18 protein-coding genes and 1 tRNA gene are annotated in these 15,250 nt (G+C 72.3%); 12 read left to right on the top strand and 7 right to left on the bottom strand.

Features of this window, described 5'->3' with window-relative positions:
- Positions 1-7 precede the first annotated feature (7 nt).
- From O7620_RS19255 to O7620_RS19230, 6 genes are all read right to left on the bottom strand, one after another.
- A complete protein-coding gene (locus tag O7620_RS19255) occupies positions 8-226 on the bottom strand; it encodes a hypothetical protein (RefSeq protein ID WP_278124232.1) in 219 nt (72 codons plus the stop codon).
- Positions 227-390: 164 nt separating this feature from the next.
- The gene (locus tag O7620_RS19250) at positions 391-909 is read right to left on the bottom strand and encodes a hypothetical protein (RefSeq protein ID WP_278124231.1); all 519 of its coding nucleotides are present in this window, start codon (positions 907-909) and stop codon (positions 391-393) included.
- 99 nt (positions 910-1,008) lie between these two features.
- Complete coding sequence (locus O7620_RS19245; protein WP_278124229.1) at positions 1,009-1,314, bottom strand: hypothetical protein; 306 nt, start codon at positions 1,312-1,314, stop codon at positions 1,009-1,011.
- Positions 1,314-1,508 carry a hypothetical protein gene (locus tag O7620_RS19240; protein WP_278124227.1) on the bottom strand — a complete coding sequence of 65 codons (195 nt, stop codon included), beginning with the start codon at positions 1,506-1,508 and terminating at the stop codon, positions 1,314-1,316. The genes O7620_RS19245 and O7620_RS19240 overlap by 1 nt, the downstream gene beginning before the upstream one ends.
- Positions 1,509-1,869: 361 nt before the next feature.
- Positions 1,870-2,106 carry a DUF397 domain-containing protein gene (locus O7620_RS19235; protein ID WP_278124225.1) on the bottom strand — a complete coding sequence of 79 codons (237 nt, stop codon included), beginning with the start codon at positions 2,104-2,106 and terminating at the stop codon, positions 1,870-1,872.
- 9 nt (positions 2,107-2,115) lie between these two features.
- Positions 2,116-2,997 (bottom strand): helix-turn-helix transcriptional regulator, encoded by an 882-nt coding sequence (locus O7620_RS19230; protein ID WP_278124224.1) that lies wholly within the window; start codon positions 2,995-2,997, stop codon positions 2,116-2,118.
- A gap of 322 nt (positions 2,998-3,319) precedes the next feature.
- Between O7620_RS19230 and O7620_RS19225 the strand changes: the two genes are divergently transcribed.
- The 9 genes from O7620_RS19225 to O7620_RS19185 all read left to right on the top strand — a co-directional run bounded on the left by O7620_RS19225 (position 3,320) and on the right by O7620_RS19185 (position 11,282).
- Complete coding sequence (locus O7620_RS19225; protein WP_278124223.1) at positions 3,320-3,844, top strand: hypothetical protein; 525 nt, start codon at positions 3,320-3,322, stop codon at positions 3,842-3,844.
- Positions 3,845-4,042: 198 nt separating this feature from the next.
- On the top strand, positions 4,043-4,729 hold the full coding sequence (locus O7620_RS19220) for a dienelactone hydrolase family protein (RefSeq protein WP_278124221.1): 687 nt from the start codon (positions 4,043-4,045) through the stop codon (positions 4,727-4,729).
- 19 nt (positions 4,730-4,748) lie between these two features.
- Positions 4,749-5,462 (top strand): uracil-DNA glycosylase, encoded by a 714-nt coding sequence (locus tag O7620_RS19215; RefSeq protein WP_151491732.1) that lies wholly within the window; start codon positions 4,749-4,751, stop codon positions 5,460-5,462.
- A 21-nt stretch (positions 5,463-5,483) separates the two neighbouring features.
- Positions 5,484-6,272, top strand: coding sequence for a DUF4129 domain-containing protein (locus O7620_RS19210; RefSeq protein ID WP_278124220.1), 789 nt, complete (start codon positions 5,484-5,486; stop codon positions 6,270-6,272).
- Positions 6,269-6,853 carry a hypothetical protein gene (locus O7620_RS19205; RefSeq protein WP_278124219.1) on the top strand — a complete coding sequence of 195 codons (585 nt, stop codon included), beginning with the start codon at positions 6,269-6,271 and terminating at the stop codon, positions 6,851-6,853. The genes O7620_RS19210 and O7620_RS19205 overlap by 4 nt, the downstream gene beginning before the upstream one ends.
- Positions 6,853-7,860, top strand: coding sequence for a MoxR family ATPase (locus O7620_RS19200; protein WP_151492183.1), 1,008 nt, complete (start codon positions 6,853-6,855; stop codon positions 7,858-7,860). Before O7620_RS19205 ends, O7620_RS19200 begins: the two co-directional genes overlap by 1 nt.
- Complete coding sequence (locus O7620_RS19195) at positions 7,860-9,290, top strand: DUF58 domain-containing protein (protein ID WP_151492184.1); 1,431 nt, start codon at positions 7,860-7,862, stop codon at positions 9,288-9,290. Before O7620_RS19200 ends, O7620_RS19195 begins: the two co-directional genes overlap by 1 nt.
- Positions 9,287-9,847 (top strand): hypothetical protein, encoded by a 561-nt coding sequence (locus O7620_RS19190; protein ID WP_278124218.1) that lies wholly within the window; start codon positions 9,287-9,289, stop codon positions 9,845-9,847. The genes O7620_RS19195 and O7620_RS19190 overlap by 4 nt, the downstream gene beginning before the upstream one ends.
- Before the next feature lie 103 nt (positions 9,848-9,950).
- Positions 9,951-11,282: an NAD(P)/FAD-dependent oxidoreductase gene (locus O7620_RS19185; RefSeq protein ID WP_278124217.1), complete on the top strand. Its 1,332-nt coding sequence runs from the start codon at positions 9,951-9,953 to the stop codon at positions 11,280-11,282.
- Positions 11,283-11,383: 101 nt separating this feature from the next.
- On the opposite strand, the gene O7620_RS19180 is transcribed toward O7620_RS19185, so the two are convergent.
- Positions 11,384-13,219: a hypothetical protein gene (locus tag O7620_RS19180; RefSeq protein WP_278124215.1), complete on the bottom strand. Its 1,836-nt coding sequence runs from the start codon at positions 13,217-13,219 to the stop codon at positions 11,384-11,386.
- A 101-nt stretch (positions 13,220-13,320) separates the two neighbouring features.
- Here O7620_RS19180 and O7620_RS19175 point away from each other — a divergent pair.
- The 3 genes from O7620_RS19175 (at position 13,321) to O7620_RS19165 (ending at position 15,221) form a co-directional block, all read left to right on the top strand.
- A tRNA-Leu gene (locus O7620_RS19175) sits at positions 13,321-13,404 on the top strand.
- 107 nt (positions 13,405-13,511) lie between these two features.
- Entirely contained in the window at positions 13,512-14,327 is an 816-nt protein-coding gene (locus tag O7620_RS19170) for a Bax inhibitor-1/YccA family protein (protein WP_278124213.1), read from the top strand.
- A 135-nt stretch (positions 14,328-14,462) separates the two neighbouring features.
- The gene (locus tag O7620_RS19165) at positions 14,463-15,221 is read left to right on the top strand and encodes a Bax inhibitor-1/YccA family protein (protein WP_278124212.1); all 759 of its coding nucleotides are present in this window, start codon (positions 14,463-14,465) and stop codon (positions 15,219-15,221) included.
- Positions 15,222-15,250 lie beyond the last annotated feature (29 nt).

Genomic DNA, 15,250 nt, shown 5'->3' with positions numbered 1-15,250 from the left:
AACTGGATCATGCGACGGAGGCTGCGGCCTTCACCTCGTCGATGGCGCGGGCGACCGCGATGGCGTCGCGGCCCCGCGACCGCACCAGGTCCACTTTCCGCTGCGCGTCGTCGGAGATCCGGACGGCGGCCGTCGACATCGCCATCTGCGACGTCAGCTTGCCCAGCACCGGGATGACCGCGCCGATCACGGCGATCGGGACGGTGGTGGCGGCCAGGCCGTGCACTGGCCGGGAGAGCGCCCGACGCCTGACCCCCGAACGCGAACCGGCCCCGCTCTCGCAGGAGAGCGGGGCCGGTTGCTGTCACATCGTGGGCTGGCCGCTACCGGGGCAGCGAGCGCGACTACCCTCCGCCTGATGGGGAGGACAGGGCTGGCCAGGCCGGGGGCCTACACGAGCGCCGCAGACGGAGCACTGGGACTGAGGTGCCATGATCGGACTCCTTCAAGAGGGATTTGGTAGTCCGGGTACGGGTCGGCCTCGGGCTCGCGCACCTGGCCCGACGCCGCCAGGCCACGCAGATAGATCACCGAGCCGTCGCGGGCGGTGATCCGGAGCGCCGCGGCGATCGGCCCGTGCGTTCCCTCCTGGCGGCAGAGGTCCCACGAGGCGAAGACCTCGGGGCGGGCCGCGTCGAGGAGCTGGTGCGCGAAGACGAGGATTCGAGCTGCCCGCCACCGCATCGTTATCGGCTCGGTGGGCAGCGGCACCGGCGTGGCGTCACGCGGTGCGGGGAAGGCGGTCAGAAGGGCCCGTGTGTCCGATGACCGGTGCAGTACCGAGACTCCGGGAGGTGACTGACCGCCGACCTCGGAGTCCCGGCCGTACCGCGCGATCGCGGCGATGTCCGGGTGGTCGGAGGCCTGCAGCAGGGCCTCCATCACGTCCAGGGCCTGGGATGCCTGCACGGTGCTCTCCGATCTGGTTGGCGGGATCTGGGCAGCTCACGGGCCGGGTCAGTGTAGCGGCGCAGCTCGGCGGGCCCCGGCTCCTGGCCGTGATGGCGCTTATCGGGTCCACGCCACGAACCGCTCGTGCAGCTCGGCCGGCGGCGTCTTCGGCATCTCCACCAGGGCGGCGGTCAGCAGCGACGCGAGGTACATGGACAGGCTGATTCGGTTTTCCCCGTACGCCTCGATCAGGCGCTCACGTGCCGGCTGGCACGGCCAGGGGGTGCTCGGGTCGCAGGCCTTGCAGGTCCACGCCGGCCGGCTCGGCATGTGCTGCCCCTCCAGACGTTGCTCCAACGCGCTGACCGAATGGACCGCCAGCTCGGCCCGAGCGGCCCGGACCGACGTCGGCACCTCGCCCATCACCGGTTGCCGCCGCCGGAGCGACGCAGCTGCCCCGGGGTCATCAGCGGGGACAGTGTCGTGATGAGCGTAGGCCCGTCCCACGTCGGCCGGTCGGGGGCGGGGTGGGCACCGGCGCGCTGCGGGTAGCAGGTGGCCGGGCCAGTCTGGTCGAGCTGTACGGGCCGGCGGCGCCGGCGGAACGGGAGCCTCATCGCGGTGCCCTCTCGCCTCCGGGACTGAGGCGGCCGGCTCCTCTGCGCGGCCGCCCCCGCCCTTCCTGGGTGGGGCGCGGCGGCGGGCTCCGCACGGGGGTCGGTGTCCGCCGCCGCTACCCGGGGCGCGGTGCTCGCGGACGGGGGACCGTCGCTCATGCCGTGCCCGGCTGGTGGTTGCGACCGCAGCCGAGATGGGTGCTGAGGTGTCCGTACGGCCGCATCCTGTGCGCCGGCATAATTCGCTCCGGCATCCATCACACTGACATCCTGCGCTCAAGGTCACAAGGGCAACACGGGCGGCAATATAGAAGAGGGCCGACACCAACCGGTGTCGGCCCTCTGGTTGAGCTGGGTCAGGTCAGATGTGGTCGAACGCCCCCGAACGCGCTCCAGACAGGAAGGCGGACCACGACCTCCTCGGAACCACCTGGATCGGTGCGTCGGGGCCGGCCTCGCTCTCGACCAGGGCCACGTCACCGGAGCCGTCGGCCGAGCCGGAGACGTACAAGCAGCCCTCGTTCGGCCCCGAATCCGGGCTCTTCATCCACTGCGTAAACCGAGGGTCGGATGTGTTCGTGAACTGCGGGTCGGACATGGGTTCTCCTCAGATCGTGGTGGCCAGCGAGCTGGCCACCTCGCGGATAAGCGCCGCACTGTCCTCGTCAGACAGTGCGGCACGACGTAGCCGCAGATGCAGCTGCGCATACCCCGCCACCTCGGCTGGGTCGGTAACAAGAGCAACGCGCACGGCGTTGTCCACAGCCACGATCGGCGGGTCCTCTGGATCGGGGTAGGTCACATAAACGAACGGCGCCCGGGGCGCGTATCCATCATCGAGACAGGCGTCAACCGGCACAACGCGAATGCTGACGCCCTTACCGATCAGCGAGAGCAGATGATCGAGCTGCTCCCGCATGACCGGTGCCGGGACCGGATGACGGCGGATGGCCTGCTCCTCCAGGACCAGGCTGTACTCCGTCGCCCCCTCGGTGGCGACTCGCCGCTGCCGCTCCAGGCGGCCAGCCACGATCGGTGCCGGGTCGGCAGCCGGGTCGTCACCTGTCACGGCCAGGATGCGGTGACGGGCGTATGCCGCCGTCTGCACCACGCCGGGGAGGAGCAGGCCGGCGTAGTCGCGAACCTGGGAAGCGCCCGCTTCGATCAGTGCGGAGAGGCGCTGCCCGTCGCCCATCCGCGAGTACGGTGCCGCGTCCCACCAGCGGGCGGCTGAGGCGTCCTCGGTGTAGCTCTCGATGGCGGCCCATTCCTGGCTGCCGCGTGGCACCTCCAGCGCATCGAGGAGCCGGCGGACGGTCAGGAGGTTTGCCCTGCGCAGATCGTTGACCGGGTTCTCGATGCGCGAGATGACGGAGGCGGAGACACCGCTCTTGCGGCCGAGTTCAGCGTGGTTGTAGCCGTGGCTGGTACGTAGGTCATGCAGGGCGGTGGCGAGCCGTCTCATCTTGGCCAGCGGGTTGGGGGTCAACCTGGGCTCTCCTTGCCGAGTCGAATTATGCCGGTCGGCATCGAGGGTACTCATCGTGCGTGCTCCGGTGTAGAGACCGGCGTCGGTGCGTCCCGATACTCTGGAGGTGCCCCTCGACGCGGGTCGGGCGCGGCGGCACGACCGGAGGGCTCGGCAGCGTCAGCCGGGCCCTCCGGCACGTACCAGGGGCCCCAGACCCGGGGTGCCCAGTTGGTACGCCGTACGTGGGAAATAGCTGAACGGACGAGGCGAGCGGGACGGCACCGGAAATCAATGATCGTTACGGTGTCGTCTGCTCATCAACCCCTCGGAAGGATCCACCGTGTCAGACCAGGTCGCACCGCCCTCCGCGCCCGAGGCAGCGCCGTCCCAGCCGGCCGACGAGACGCCCAAGACGGTCGACGAGACGGCCAAGGCGGCGGTCGACACGCCGCAGCCGGCGGAGCCGGAGGCGAAGAAGTCCGGTGCCAAGAAGGCGCTCGGCATCGTCGGCGCGATCGTCGTGTTCCTCGTCATCGCCGGCCTGAAGTTCGGTATCGGCTCGGCGATCGGCAACTACCTGAACAAGGACGAGACGGCCGACGCCAAGGCCGGTGACTGCATCGCGGAGCTTCCCGAGATCACCGGCACCGAGGAGGAGAAGGTCGACGGGGCGAAGGTCGTCTCCTGCACCTCCACCGACGCGGCGTACAACGTGGTCGGTCGGGTGGACGGGCAGAGCGAGGCACAGGCCAAGGCCGGCACCGCGTGCGACCAGTTCCTCAAGCAGGGCGATGATGGCTACGTCTTCTACAACATCGAGCCGGGCAAGACGGGCTACGTGCTCTGCCTGACGAAGAAGGCCTGACCGGCCTTCGCGGTACCGACGGCGGCGGGGGAGACGATCCCCGCCGCCGTCGGCGTACCCGGAGTCACCGGCGGGCGAACAGGAGGTAAATGCCACTGTTTCCGCGTCTTCCCGACGGCCGCGCGGCGTGGCAGGCTACCGGCACGTAGGACCACTGGGCGACCAGCCAACGATGACTGACCGCTAGGAGGACGGCCGATGGGCGAAATGGTGCGCTACCGCAGCAACGGGGGCACGAGCGAGGGGTATCTCGCGATACCCGCCAGCGGCACGGCCAGCCCCGCCGTCATCGTCATCCAGGAGTGGTGGGGCCTGGTCCCGCACATCCGGTCGGTGGCGGACCGCTTCGCCGAGGCCGGCTTCGTCGCCCTCGCACCCGACTTCTACCACGGTGAGACCACCAGCGAGCCGGACGAGGCGCAGCGCCTGCTGATGGCCATGCGGATGGACGAGGCGGCGAAGGACATCGCGGGCGCGGCCGACTACCTCGCCGAGCGGCCCGAGGTCACCGGCAAGGTCGGTGCGGTCGGCTTCTGCGCCGGCGGCAGCCTGGCCCTCTGGTCGGCCACCATCTCCGAGCGGATCGTCGCCACCGCCGGCTTCTACCCGGTGCTGCCGTGGGAGTCGATGCGCCCCGACTGGGCCGACTACGCCGGCAAGGCCGCCGTCATCCACTGCTCCGAAGAGGACGGCACGTCGACCGACGAGGGTGTGCAGACCGCCCGCCGGGCCATCGAGGAGGCCGGCGGCACCTGCCAGCTCTACGACTACCCCGGCACCTCGCACGCGTTCTTCAACGACGACCGTCCCGAAGCGTTCGACCAGCGGTCCGCCGCCAGCGCCTTCGCCCGGACACTGGAACTCTTCCGGGCCAAGCTTGGCTGAGCCGCGTACCCCCGAGCAGGTGGTCGCCCGCGCAGCGCGGGCGACCGACCTGGCCGACCTCGACGCGGCCGTGAGCGACTGTTTCGCCTGCCCCCGGCTCGTTCAGTGGCGGGAGGAGGTGGCGCGCACCCGCCGGGCCGCCTTCCGCGACCAGGAGTACTGGGGTCGACCGGTGCCGGGCTTCGGCACCGCCGACGCGCGGATCGGCATCCTCGGGCTGGCGCCCGCCGCGCATGGCGGAAACCGCACCGGCCGGATCTTCACCGGTGACCGCTCCGGCGACGTGCTCTTCGCCGCCCTGCACCGCGCCGGGCTCGCCAACCAGCCGACCAGCGTCGCCAGCGACGACGGCCTGACCCTGCGGGACACCCGGATCTTCGCGGCCGTCCGGTGCGCGCCGCCGGACAACAAACCCACGCCCGGCGAACGGGACACCTGCGCTCCCTGGCTGCACCGCGAGGTCACCCTGATCCGGCCCACCCTGCGCGTCGTGGTGGCGCTGGGCGCGTTCGCGTGGGCCGCGTGGTGGCCGGTGCTGACCCGGGTGTACGGGCAGCGCCCGCCCAGCCCGCGACCGGCGTTCGGCCATGGGGCACACTGGTCCGCAACGGACGCACCGGAGTTGCTCGGCTGCTACCACGTCAGCCAGCAGAACACCTTCACCGGGCGGCTGACACCTGAGATGTTGGACGACGTCTTCGGCCGGGCCAAGCAGCTGGCCGGAGTGGACTGAGACACGCGTGGGGCGGTGGCGATGACAGACGGTACGCGCCCGCCCACGCCGTACCCGGCCGCCGAGGCGGGGGTGCTGCGCCCGGCGGTCGGCCTGCTTCGGCGATGGTGGCCGGTGGGCACGATCGCCGTCCTGCTCGTCGGCGCGGCGTTGGCGTCCGCGCACTCGTCGATCGGGGCCAGCCGGATCCCGCCGGCCGCGGACAACGTTCCGTGGGTGCCCGAATATCCGACCGCCGAGCCGCCGCCGTCGATCCCGGTGGAGCCGCGCGAGGCCGGAGAGGCCACCCAGGCGCACATCCCGCAGTGGATCGCGACGGTGGCGATGGTGCTGCTCGGCGTGGCCATCCTCGCCGCTCTCAGCTACCTCGGCTGGATCCTGCTGCGTGGCCTGCGGCGTCGCCGGGCGACCCGCGCGCTGCCCGCGCACCGGTCCCGGCGGACGGCCGAGGGCACCGCCCGCGACGTGGTCGCCGCCCTCGACGCCGGTCTGGTGGAGCTGGACGACGCCGCCACCGATCCCCGGGTGGCGGTGATCGCCTGCTGGGTACGTCTGGAGGAGGCCGCGGCCACGGCGGGCGTGCCCCGGCGTACCGGCGACACCCCCACCGACCTGGTCAGCCGGCTGCTGCGCGGTGACGCCGAGGCGGGGGTGCCGGCGATCGTCAGCACCGACGTGCTGGCCGAGTTCGCGTACGTCTACCGGGAGGCCCGGTACGCCACCCGCCCGGTCGACGAACGCACCCGCGACCAGGCCCGCGCCGCGCTGCGCCGGCTCCGCCAGGAACTGTCGACGGCGGTGGCCGGATGAGCAGCACCAGCATCGACGACCTGCTCGCCTTCGAGGAGGAGGCGGCACCGGCCGGCCCGCAGGAGCGTGGCTCCCGGGCCCGCCCGGTCCTGCGATCACTCGCGGCGGCCGCCGCGGTGGTCGCCGTGCTGCTCGTCGGCCTCCGCGCGGTCGGGCTCCAGGTCTCGCTGCCCGTGCTGATCGCCGGGGTGCTCGCCGTGCTGGCGGTCCGCCGGGTCACCACCCTGCTCGCGCCGCCACCCCCGCCCCCGCCCGCGGGCCGGACGGCGACGGGCGAGGAGGACGGCAGCTACCGCTGGGGCTCCCGGGACGCGCTGCGCGCGGCGATCAACGGCTGGGAGCGGCCGCTGGACTGGTCGTCGGGCCACCGTGAGCGGTTCACCGAGCGGATCCTGCCGCGCCTCGGCGAGCTGGCCGACGAACGGCTGCGCCAGCGTCACGGCCTCACCCGCGAATCCGATCCGACCCGCGCCCGAGCGTTGCTCGGCGACCAGCTCTGGAGCTTCCTCGCCACCCCCTCCCGCCGCCCCCCGTCGCCCCGCGACGTCGCGGCGATCGTCGCCGAACTGGAGAAGATCTGATGAACGACGTGGACCGGAGCATTCCCCCCGCCGAGGTCGGCCACCTGGCGCGGGCGGTCCTGGACGCGGTCGGCACCGTCGTGGTCGGCAAGCGGGACGCGTTGGAGCTGGTCCTCGCCGGCATTCTGGCGGGCGGGCACGTACTCCTGGAGGACCTGCCGGGGCTGGGCAAGACGCTCACCGCACGCTCCTTCGCCCAGGCGCTCGGGCTGGACTTCCGCCGCCTCCAGTTCACCCCCGACCTGCTGCCCGCCGACGTCACCGGCTCGTTCCTGTACGACCAGCGCAACGGTGACTTCACCTTCCGGGCCGGCCCGGTGTTCACCAACCTGCTCCTCGCCGACGAGATCAACCGGACGCCGCCGAAGACGCAGTCCGCGCTGCTGGAGGCGATGCAGGAGAAGCAGGTCTCGGTGGAGGGCGTCACCTACAAGCTGGACGAGCCGTTCCACGTGCTGGCGACCGCCAACCCCATCGAGTACGAGGGCACCTACCCGCTGCCCGAGGCGCAGCTGGACCGCTTCCTGCTCCGGGTCTCCTTCGGTTATCCGGAGCACGAGGAGGAGTGGGAGGTGCTGCGCCGCCGGATGGGCCGCCGCCGCGAGGAGGCGGACATCAAGCCGGTGGTCGACGCGGCCACCCTGCGGGCGATGCAGGCCGCCCTGGAGGACGTGGTCGTGGAGGATTCCATCGGCCGCTACATCGTGTCCCTCACGGCGGCCACCCGGGAACACCCGTCGGTGCTGGTCGGCGCGTCACCCCGTGGCTCGTTGGCGCTGCTGCTGCTGGCCCGCGTGCGCGCGGTGTTCGGCGGCCGGGACTACGTCGTGCCGGAGGACGTCAAGGAGGTGGCGGCACCCGCGCTCGCCCACCGGATCACGCTGCGTCCGGAGATGTGGCTGCGCCGCGTCGACCCGGCGTTCGTGGTCGGCGAGGTGCTGGATGCCACGCCCGCGCCGGCCAGCGGTGCGTTGCCGAGCTACGCCGCCGGCGGGCCCCGGCGCTGATGACCGGATCGACCGTGCCGCACGCTGCCGAGCCGGAGCCGGCCGCCGGCTGGGCGCCCACCCGGGCGCTCGGTCGGGCCGTGCTGCTCGCCGGCCTGCTGCTGGTGGCGGGGGTCCTACTGGGCCGGGCCGACCTGATCGTGCTGGCCGCGCCGTTCGCGCTGGGCACCGCGTACGCGCTGCGCCGCCGGCCCACCGCGCTGCCGCAGGTCTGGATCAGCTCCGGTGACGAGGGGCCGCTGGTCGAGGGCGGCGACGTCACGGCGGCGGTGAGCGTCGGTAACCCGGACACGGTCGACTACGACCTGGTGGTGGTGCGGTCCCGGGTGTCGCCGTGGCTGCGCATCGACCGGGCCGGCTTCGCCAGTGCGGAAGCCTCCGACGACGCGCCGGCGGCCGATGCCGCGGCACCCTCCGGCGGCGGCACCGGCCGGTCCGTGGCCGATCGGCCGTTCGTGACCTCGGTGCCCACCGGCGCGGCCGTGGATCTGGAACTCGCCGGCCGGGCCCTGCGCTGGGGTCGGCATCCCGTCGGCCCGGCCGGAGCCCGGGTCGCCACGGCGGGCGGCCTGCTGGTCTCCCGCGCGGTGATCACCGAGCCGGTCGGGGTGCGGGTCTACCCGCGTACCGAGCCGTTCGAGGCGGTGGAGGCGATGCCCCGAGCCGCCGGCCTGGTCGGGGCGCACCACTCCCGCCGGCCCGGCGAGGGTGGCGAGCTGGCCGGCGTACGGATCTTCGCGCCCGGTGACCGGCTGCGCCGCATCGACTGGCGGGTGTCGCTGCGCGCCCGGCAGCTGCACGTGGCGGCCACCCTCTCCGACCGGGACGCCGAGGTGGTGGTGCTGCTCGACGTGCTCGCCGAGGCCGGCCGTTCGGGTGGCGTGGGTGGTGCTGCCTCGGTGCTGGACACCACCGTGCGGGCCACCGCGGCGATCGCCGAGCACTACCTGCACCGCGGCGACCGGGTGTCGCTGCTGGAGTACGGGCCGGGGGCGCGACGGTTGCGCCCGGCTGCCGGTCGTCGGCAGTACCTGACGGTGTTGGAGTGGCTGCTCGACGTCCGCGCCGACTCCTCTCCGCACGAGCCGTACGACCAGGTTTTCGGCCCGCAGTTGCTCTCCTCGGACGCGCTGGTGGTGGTGCTCACGCCGCTGCTGGACGAGCGGTCGGCGCAGATGTTGGCCCGGCTGGCTCGTGCCGGGCGGTTCGTGGTGGCGGTCGACACGCTGCCGACCGACCTGACCCCGCCGCGGGACCGGGGCTGGGCGGAGGTGGCGTACCGGCTGTGGCGGTTGGACCGGGAGACCATGATCGGGCAGTTGCGGGAGCACGGGGTGCCGGTGGTGCGCTGGGCCGGCGCCGGCAGCCTGGACCAGGTGTTGCGGGATGTGGCCCGGCTCGCCACGGCCCCGAGGGTGGGTGGCCGGTGAACGCCGTCGTCGAGCGGGTCCGGGCCGCGCAGGTCGCTGTCGGCCGGATCAGCCTCGCACCGTTGCTGGTCCGGGGTGGGATCTTCGTCACAGTGCTGGCCGGGTTCGCGCTGGCGTTCCCCGTCGAGGTGCTGACCGGTCGACCGCTGCTCTTCCTGACGGTGGCGGCGCTGCTGCCCGCCGTGGGGCCTCGCCGGGTCTGGCCGACCTTCGCGGCTCTCGTCATGGTCGGTGGTTGGGTGCTCGCCACCGACGGATACGGCCGGCCGGTGGCGCTGTGGCGGCTGCTCGCCCTCGCCACGCTGCTCTACCTGGGGCACACCCTGTGCGCGCTGGGCGCGTTGCTGCCGTACGACGCCGTGGTGGACCCGGAGTTGATCACCCGGTGGCTGTTGCGGGCGGGTGCGGTGGTGCTGGGTTCCGCGGTGCTCGCGGTGCTGCTGTTGCAGGTCGCGGGCCTGGGTGGCGAGACCGGCCACCAGTGGGTCACCGTGCTCGGACTGCTGGTGGCGGTGGGTGCGGCCGCGTTGCTGGGCTGGCTGCTGCGACGCAGGTAGTCCGCTGGGACGGCAGGGTTACGCAGGTCACAGGGGTTGTGCTCCGTCACAGATGGGGGGCGCGGGCGGGATTACCTGAGCAGGCCGGGGAAAGATAGATGACGTGAATCCGAAGCGGATCCTTGTGGTGGGTGCCGGGCACGTCGGTCTGTACGCCGCCCTGCGCCTGTCGAAGAAGCTCAGCTCCCGTGAGGCTGAGGTCATCGTGGTGGACCCCCAGCCGCACATGACCTATCAGCCGTTCCTGCCCGAGGCGGCGGCGGGCAACATCTCCCCGCGGCACTCCGTGGTGCCGCTGCGGCGGGAGTTGCGCCGGTGCAAGGTGGTGGCCGGCACGGTCACCCGCATCGAGCACGACCGCAAGGTGGCCACCGTGCAGCCGATCATCGGCCCGGCCCGGGAGATCGCGTACGACCACGTGATCGTGGCACCGGGCTCGGTGTCCCGGACGCTGCCGATCCCCGGCCTGCACGAGCAGGGCATCGGGTTCAAGACCATCGGCGAGGCGATCTACCTCCGCAACCACGTCCTGGACCGGCTGGACGTCGCCGCCGTCACCCCGGACGAGGACGTTCGCCGCTCGGCGCTGACCTTCACCTTCGTCGGCGGTGGTTACGCCGGCATCGAGGCGCTCGCCGAGATGGAGGACATGGCCCGCGACGCACTGCGCTACTACCCGGAGTTGAAGCCGGAGGACATGCGCTGGGTGCTCGTCGAGGCCACCCAGCGGGTGCTGCCCGAGGTGGACCGGGACATGGGCGCCTACACGGTGCAGCAGCTACTCAAGCGGAACATGGACATCCGTCTGGACACCCGGCTGGAGTCCTGCGTCGACGGCGTGGTCAAGCTGTCCGACGGTGACAGCTTCCGCTCCGACACGATCGTCTGGACGGCCGGCGTGAAGCCGTCGCCGATGCTGGACGCCACGGACTTCCCGCGCGACGAGCGCCGGCGGGTCACCTGCATCCCCACCCTCCAGGTGGTCGACGGCGACCGGGTCATCGAGGGCGCGTGGAGCGCCGGTGACTGTGCTGCGGTGCCCGACCTGACCAAGGAGCCGGGCAACTTCTGCTCGCCGAGCGCCCAGCACGCGGTGCGCCAGGCCGCGCGGATGGCCGACAACATCGCGAACGTGATCCGGGGTCGCGAGCCGGTCAACTACAGGCACAAGCACGTCGGCAGCGTGGCGAGCCTCGGCCTGCACAAGGGCGTCGCCCAGGTGTACGGGATCAAGATGACCGGTTGGCCGGCGTGGTTCATGCACCGGACGTACCACATGAGCCGGATCCCGTCGTTCAACCGCAAGGTCCGGGTCGTGGTCGACTGGTCGCTGGCCTTCTTCCTCAAGCGTGAGGTGGTCGCACTGGGCCAGCTGCACGACCCGCGCGAGGAGTTCATCGAGGCGTCCCAGCCGGTCGGCGCCCCCCGCGCCTGACCGCCGCTCCACCCCGCCGATCTTGCACTTTCGGTCACCGTAACGCCCCATTCACAGGGGTTTGCCGGTGCAGAAAGTGCAAGATCGGCGGCGTTTCCGGGTCAGACCCGCCAGATCCAGGCGTCGGCGATCCGGGTGGACGGGCCGTAGAGCTGCTCCAGGGTGGCCTTCAGGGCCTCCACATGGGGGGCGTCGTCGGGCAGGGCCACGCAGGTGGCGCCCCAGAAATCAGCGTCCCTCGCGGCCTGCCGGCGCTGCTCGTCGCCGATGGCCGGCTGGTCCCCGCGCCGGGCGACGTCCGCCAGCAGAGCCGAGGTGGGCTGCTTGAAGGTGCCCATCGCGGCGGTGCCGTCCCGCCCGTACGGGCCGATGAAGAACCCCTCGGGCAGCCCGAAGTCGGCGTCGGCGGCGGCCGCCCAGCGCATCGGCCACGGCTCCTTGGGCGTGGGCAGCGGCACCGGAACCAGCACACCGCCGGGTCGTACGCACTGCCGCCAGTGCCCACCGGTGATGAACTCCGGCACGGCGGGCCGCTCGGTGGTCGGCAACGGCGTCGGGAAGATTGGCAGCAGCGCCGCGATCACGGCCAGCGGCACGAACCGTCGCGCCCGCCCGGTGCCGCGCAGCGCCCGGTCGACGGCCAGCACCAGCAGCGTCGCGACGATCGGCAGGAGCGCCAGGCCGAACCGCATGGGCAGCGCGCCGTCCACCACGGGCAGCCCGGCGAGCAGGGCGTACGGGCCGGGCAGGGCGGTGCGGGTGCCGCCGAGCACCACCTCCGGGCCGAGCGAGAGGGCACCCATGACCAGTCCCGCGACCACGCAGGCCAGCACCAGTCGCCGTCGCCCGGCCCAGACCGCGCAGGCCACGGCGGCCAGGAGCAGAGGCCAACCGAGGAAGGTGTTGTATTCCGCCGGCCCGGTGGTGAGGTGCGCGGATTCGGCGCGACCGAGCACCGACAGCGGGGAGATCGTCCACCAACTGCTCAGGTCGGCGGAGAAGTAGGCGGGGCTGAACATGCCGTCGGCGACGCCCTGCGGCCCGTCGAACTGGAACCACAGCGGGTACCCGAGCACGAGCAGCGCCAGGCCGGCGGCGACCGCCAGCCCGGCGGCGACGGTGGGCAGCGCCCGCCGCGCCAGCTCCCGGTCGGTCACCGCGTAGCTGACCGCCATCACGAGCAGCGTGAGGGCGGCGAGGAAGAGCACCTCCTCGCCGACGAAGACCTGCACGGTGACGGCGGCGGCCAGTCCGGCCGCGGAGCTGAGGATCCGTCGCCGGTCCGGTCCGGTGAGCGTCGTCGTCCCGGGGTCGGACGCCCGCAGCAGCCGGACCACCAGCCAGACGATCACCGGCACCAGCCACTGGGCGGTCATGTGCAGGTGGCTGTTGGTCTGCGACACCATTCCGGGGCCGAAACCGCACAGCCCGCCGCCGAGCGCGGCGGCGAACCGGCGGGCGCCCAGTGTCCGGTGGAACAGCAGATACCAGGCGAGCGCGGTGCCGGCCAGGTTGGCGGCGGCGAGCAGCGCGAAGGTGACCGGCGCGCCGAGCAGCAGGGTGACCGGCGCGCAGACGACGCCGAGCGCGATGACCGTGGTGTTGGCCATCAGGTTGACCCCGTCCGGGGCGTTGAGCCGGTCGGTGAGCAGGCTGAAGTCGCCGAGCAGCGCTCGCGCGTCGACGGCCAGGAACCACTCGTAGAGGGCCTGGTCCTCCGGGTTGAGCGCGAGCGTACGGCCGGCCGGGTCGGGCCACAGCCCGTGGGTGAGCCAGCCGGCCAGCGCGACACAGGCCATCACGACCAGCAGGTCGACCCGGTGCCGGCGGGCGGCGCTTCGCAGCCGGACGGCCCGAGGACGGCGGTTGACCTGATCGGCCAGGCGTAATTCCTGCTCAGGGGCGGCGTCGGGGGCCGTGGGGGCTGCGCTGCTCACGGCATCGACCCTAATGTGGCCGCGCCGCCGGGGTACGCCGGGTCGCCACGGACCGGCTACGGTGACATTGCACCGTGCGTGTCGGCGCACCGGTGCCACCCGCCCGGGTGGTGGAACGGCAGACACGGCCGCCTTAAAAGCGGCTGCCGCAAGGCGTGCGGGTTCGACCCCCGCCCCGGGCACCAGTCGGCCCGCATGCCGCATTTCATTCGTGATCACCAGGACTTGGCTGCGCCGTTTACTCTTGGAGGGCACGTTCACGTGCAAACGACCCCCTGAGGGAGGCCAGACAGTGAAGACCTCGAACCCGGTGCTCGCCCGGCTCGGCCAAGCGGCCGAGCGGGAGCGCTCCGCCGGGTACGCACCGGCCGGGCCGTACGGACAGCCCGGCATTCCCCAGCAGTACCCGTCCCAGGCCGGTTACCCGGCCGCGCCGCCGACCGTGGCGCCGATGACCGTCGACGACGTGGTCGTCAAGACGATCGCTCTGCTCGGCATCCTCGGCATCACCGCCGCGGCCGCCTGGGTGCTCGTGCCCGACGCGTTGGTCGGTGCCGCCTGGATCGGCGCGGCAGTGGTCGGCCTGGTCCTCGGCTTGATCATCTCGTTCTCCCGGATGGCCAACCCCGCGCTCGTCATCGCGTACGCGGTCGTCGAGGGCGTCTTCGTCGGCATGGTCAGCAAGGCGTTCGAGTCGGCGTACGACGGCATCGTGCTCCAGGCCGCCGTGGCCAGCTTCGGCATCTTCTTCCTGATGGCGATGCTCTACCGGGCGAAGGTCATCCGGGCCACCCCGGCATTCGTCAAGGGCATGATCGCGGCGATGGTCGGCCTGTTCGCCGTCATGCTGATCAACCTGGTGCTGGCGCTGTTCGGCGTCAACACGGGCCTGCGTGACGGCAGCCCGCTGGCCATCGGCTTCAGCCTGGTCTGCATCGTGGTCGCCTCGCTGAGCTTCGTGCTCAGCTTCAAGGAGATCGAGGACGGCGTCCGGATGGGCCTCCCGCAGCGCTACTCCTGGGTGGCCGCGTTCGGCATCCTGGTCAGCCTGGTCTGGCTCTACATCGAGATCCTGCGCCTGCTGAGCTACTTCCAGGGCGACGACTGACCTCGTCCGCTCTGCCGAACGGCGCCCGTCCCCGCTCTCGTGGGGGCGGGCGCCGGCGTCCGCGCCGTTTCGCCGCCACCGCCGGGCCGCCCGGGGGAGAGTGACCGCAGGGGTACGCGGGCGGAGGAGGCGGCGGTGCGCAGCAACAACCCGGTGCTCAACCGGCTGGACGAGACCGGGCGCCTGGCGTCCCGGGTGCTCGGCACCCGTGACGTCGAGCCGATGACCGTCGACGACGTGGTGGTCCGTACCGTCGGGCTGCTGCTCGTCACCGGTGCGGCCGCGGCGGTGTCCTGGGCGGTGATCCCCGACGCGGTGTGGCTGGGCGCCGCACTGGCCGGCAGCGCCCTCGCCTCGATCGCGCTGGTGCTGGTCATCTCCCTGCGCGGGATCACCAACCCGGTGCCCATCGTCGGCTACGCCCTGCTCCAAGGGCTGCTGCTGGGGGTGGCCAGCCGTGCCTTCGAGCAGGTGTATCCGGGCATCGTGGTGCAGGCGGTGGCCGGCACGTTCGGTGTCTTCCTCGGGATGGCGGCCCTCTACCGTGCCCGGGTGATCCGGGCGACGCCCCGACTGGCCCGCCTGGTGATCGGAACCCTGCTCGGCATCGCCGTGCTCAGCGTCGTCAACCTGGTGTCGTACCTGATCTCCGGGCGGCCGGGGTTGGAGGTCTACAGCGCCAGCGGGGAGGTCGGCTGGCTGCCGTACGCCTTCTCGGTGGTGGCGATCATCGCCGGGGCGTTCAGCTTCATCCTCGACTTCGACCTCGTCGAACGTTCGGTGCGCGACGGCCGACCCCGCCGGTACGCGTGGCTGAGCGCGTTCGGCCTGCTCACCGGGCTGGTGTTTCTGTACTGGCAGCTGCTGCGGCTGCTCAGCTACCTGCGTCGCTGACCGGCCCGGCCGGCCGTAGACTCGCGACG

It is taken from the genome of Micromonospora sp. WMMD710 (assembly GCF_029626045.1).
GTDB lineage: Bacteria > Actinomycetota > Actinomycetes > Mycobacteriales > Micromonosporaceae > Micromonospora.
Note: the sequence above shows the minus strand (reverse complement) of the source record. Positions and strands in the feature narration are given on the sequence as shown.

Coding starts and splice junctions, on each gene's coding strand:
- O7620_RS19200 (WP_151492183.1), top strand. CDS start 6,853: ATGAACGACGTGGACCGGAGCATTCCCCCCGCCGAGGTCGGCCACCTG.
- O7620_RS19240 (WP_278124227.1), bottom strand. CDS start 1,508: ATGAGGCTCCCGTTCCGCCGGCGCCGCCGGCCCGTACAGCTCGACCAG.
- O7620_RS19210 (WP_278124220.1), top strand. CDS start 5,484: ATGACAGACGGTACGCGCCCGCCCACGCCGTACCCGGCCGCCGAGGCG.
- O7620_RS19205 (WP_278124219.1), top strand. CDS start 6,269: ATGAGCAGCACCAGCATCGACGACCTGCTCGCCTTCGAGGAGGAGGCG.
- O7620_RS19235 (WP_278124225.1), bottom strand. CDS start 2,106: ATGTCCGACCCGCAGTTCACGAACACATCCGACCCTCGGTTTACGCAG.
- O7620_RS19220 (WP_278124221.1), top strand. CDS start 4,043: ATGGGCGAAATGGTGCGCTACCGCAGCAACGGGGGCACGAGCGAGGGG.
- O7620_RS19195 (WP_151492184.1), top strand. CDS start 7,860: ATGACCGGATCGACCGTGCCGCACGCTGCCGAGCCGGAGCCGGCCGCC.
- O7620_RS19245 (WP_278124229.1), bottom strand. CDS start 1,314: ATGGGCGAGGTGCCGACGTCGGTCCGGGCCGCTCGGGCCGAGCTGGCG.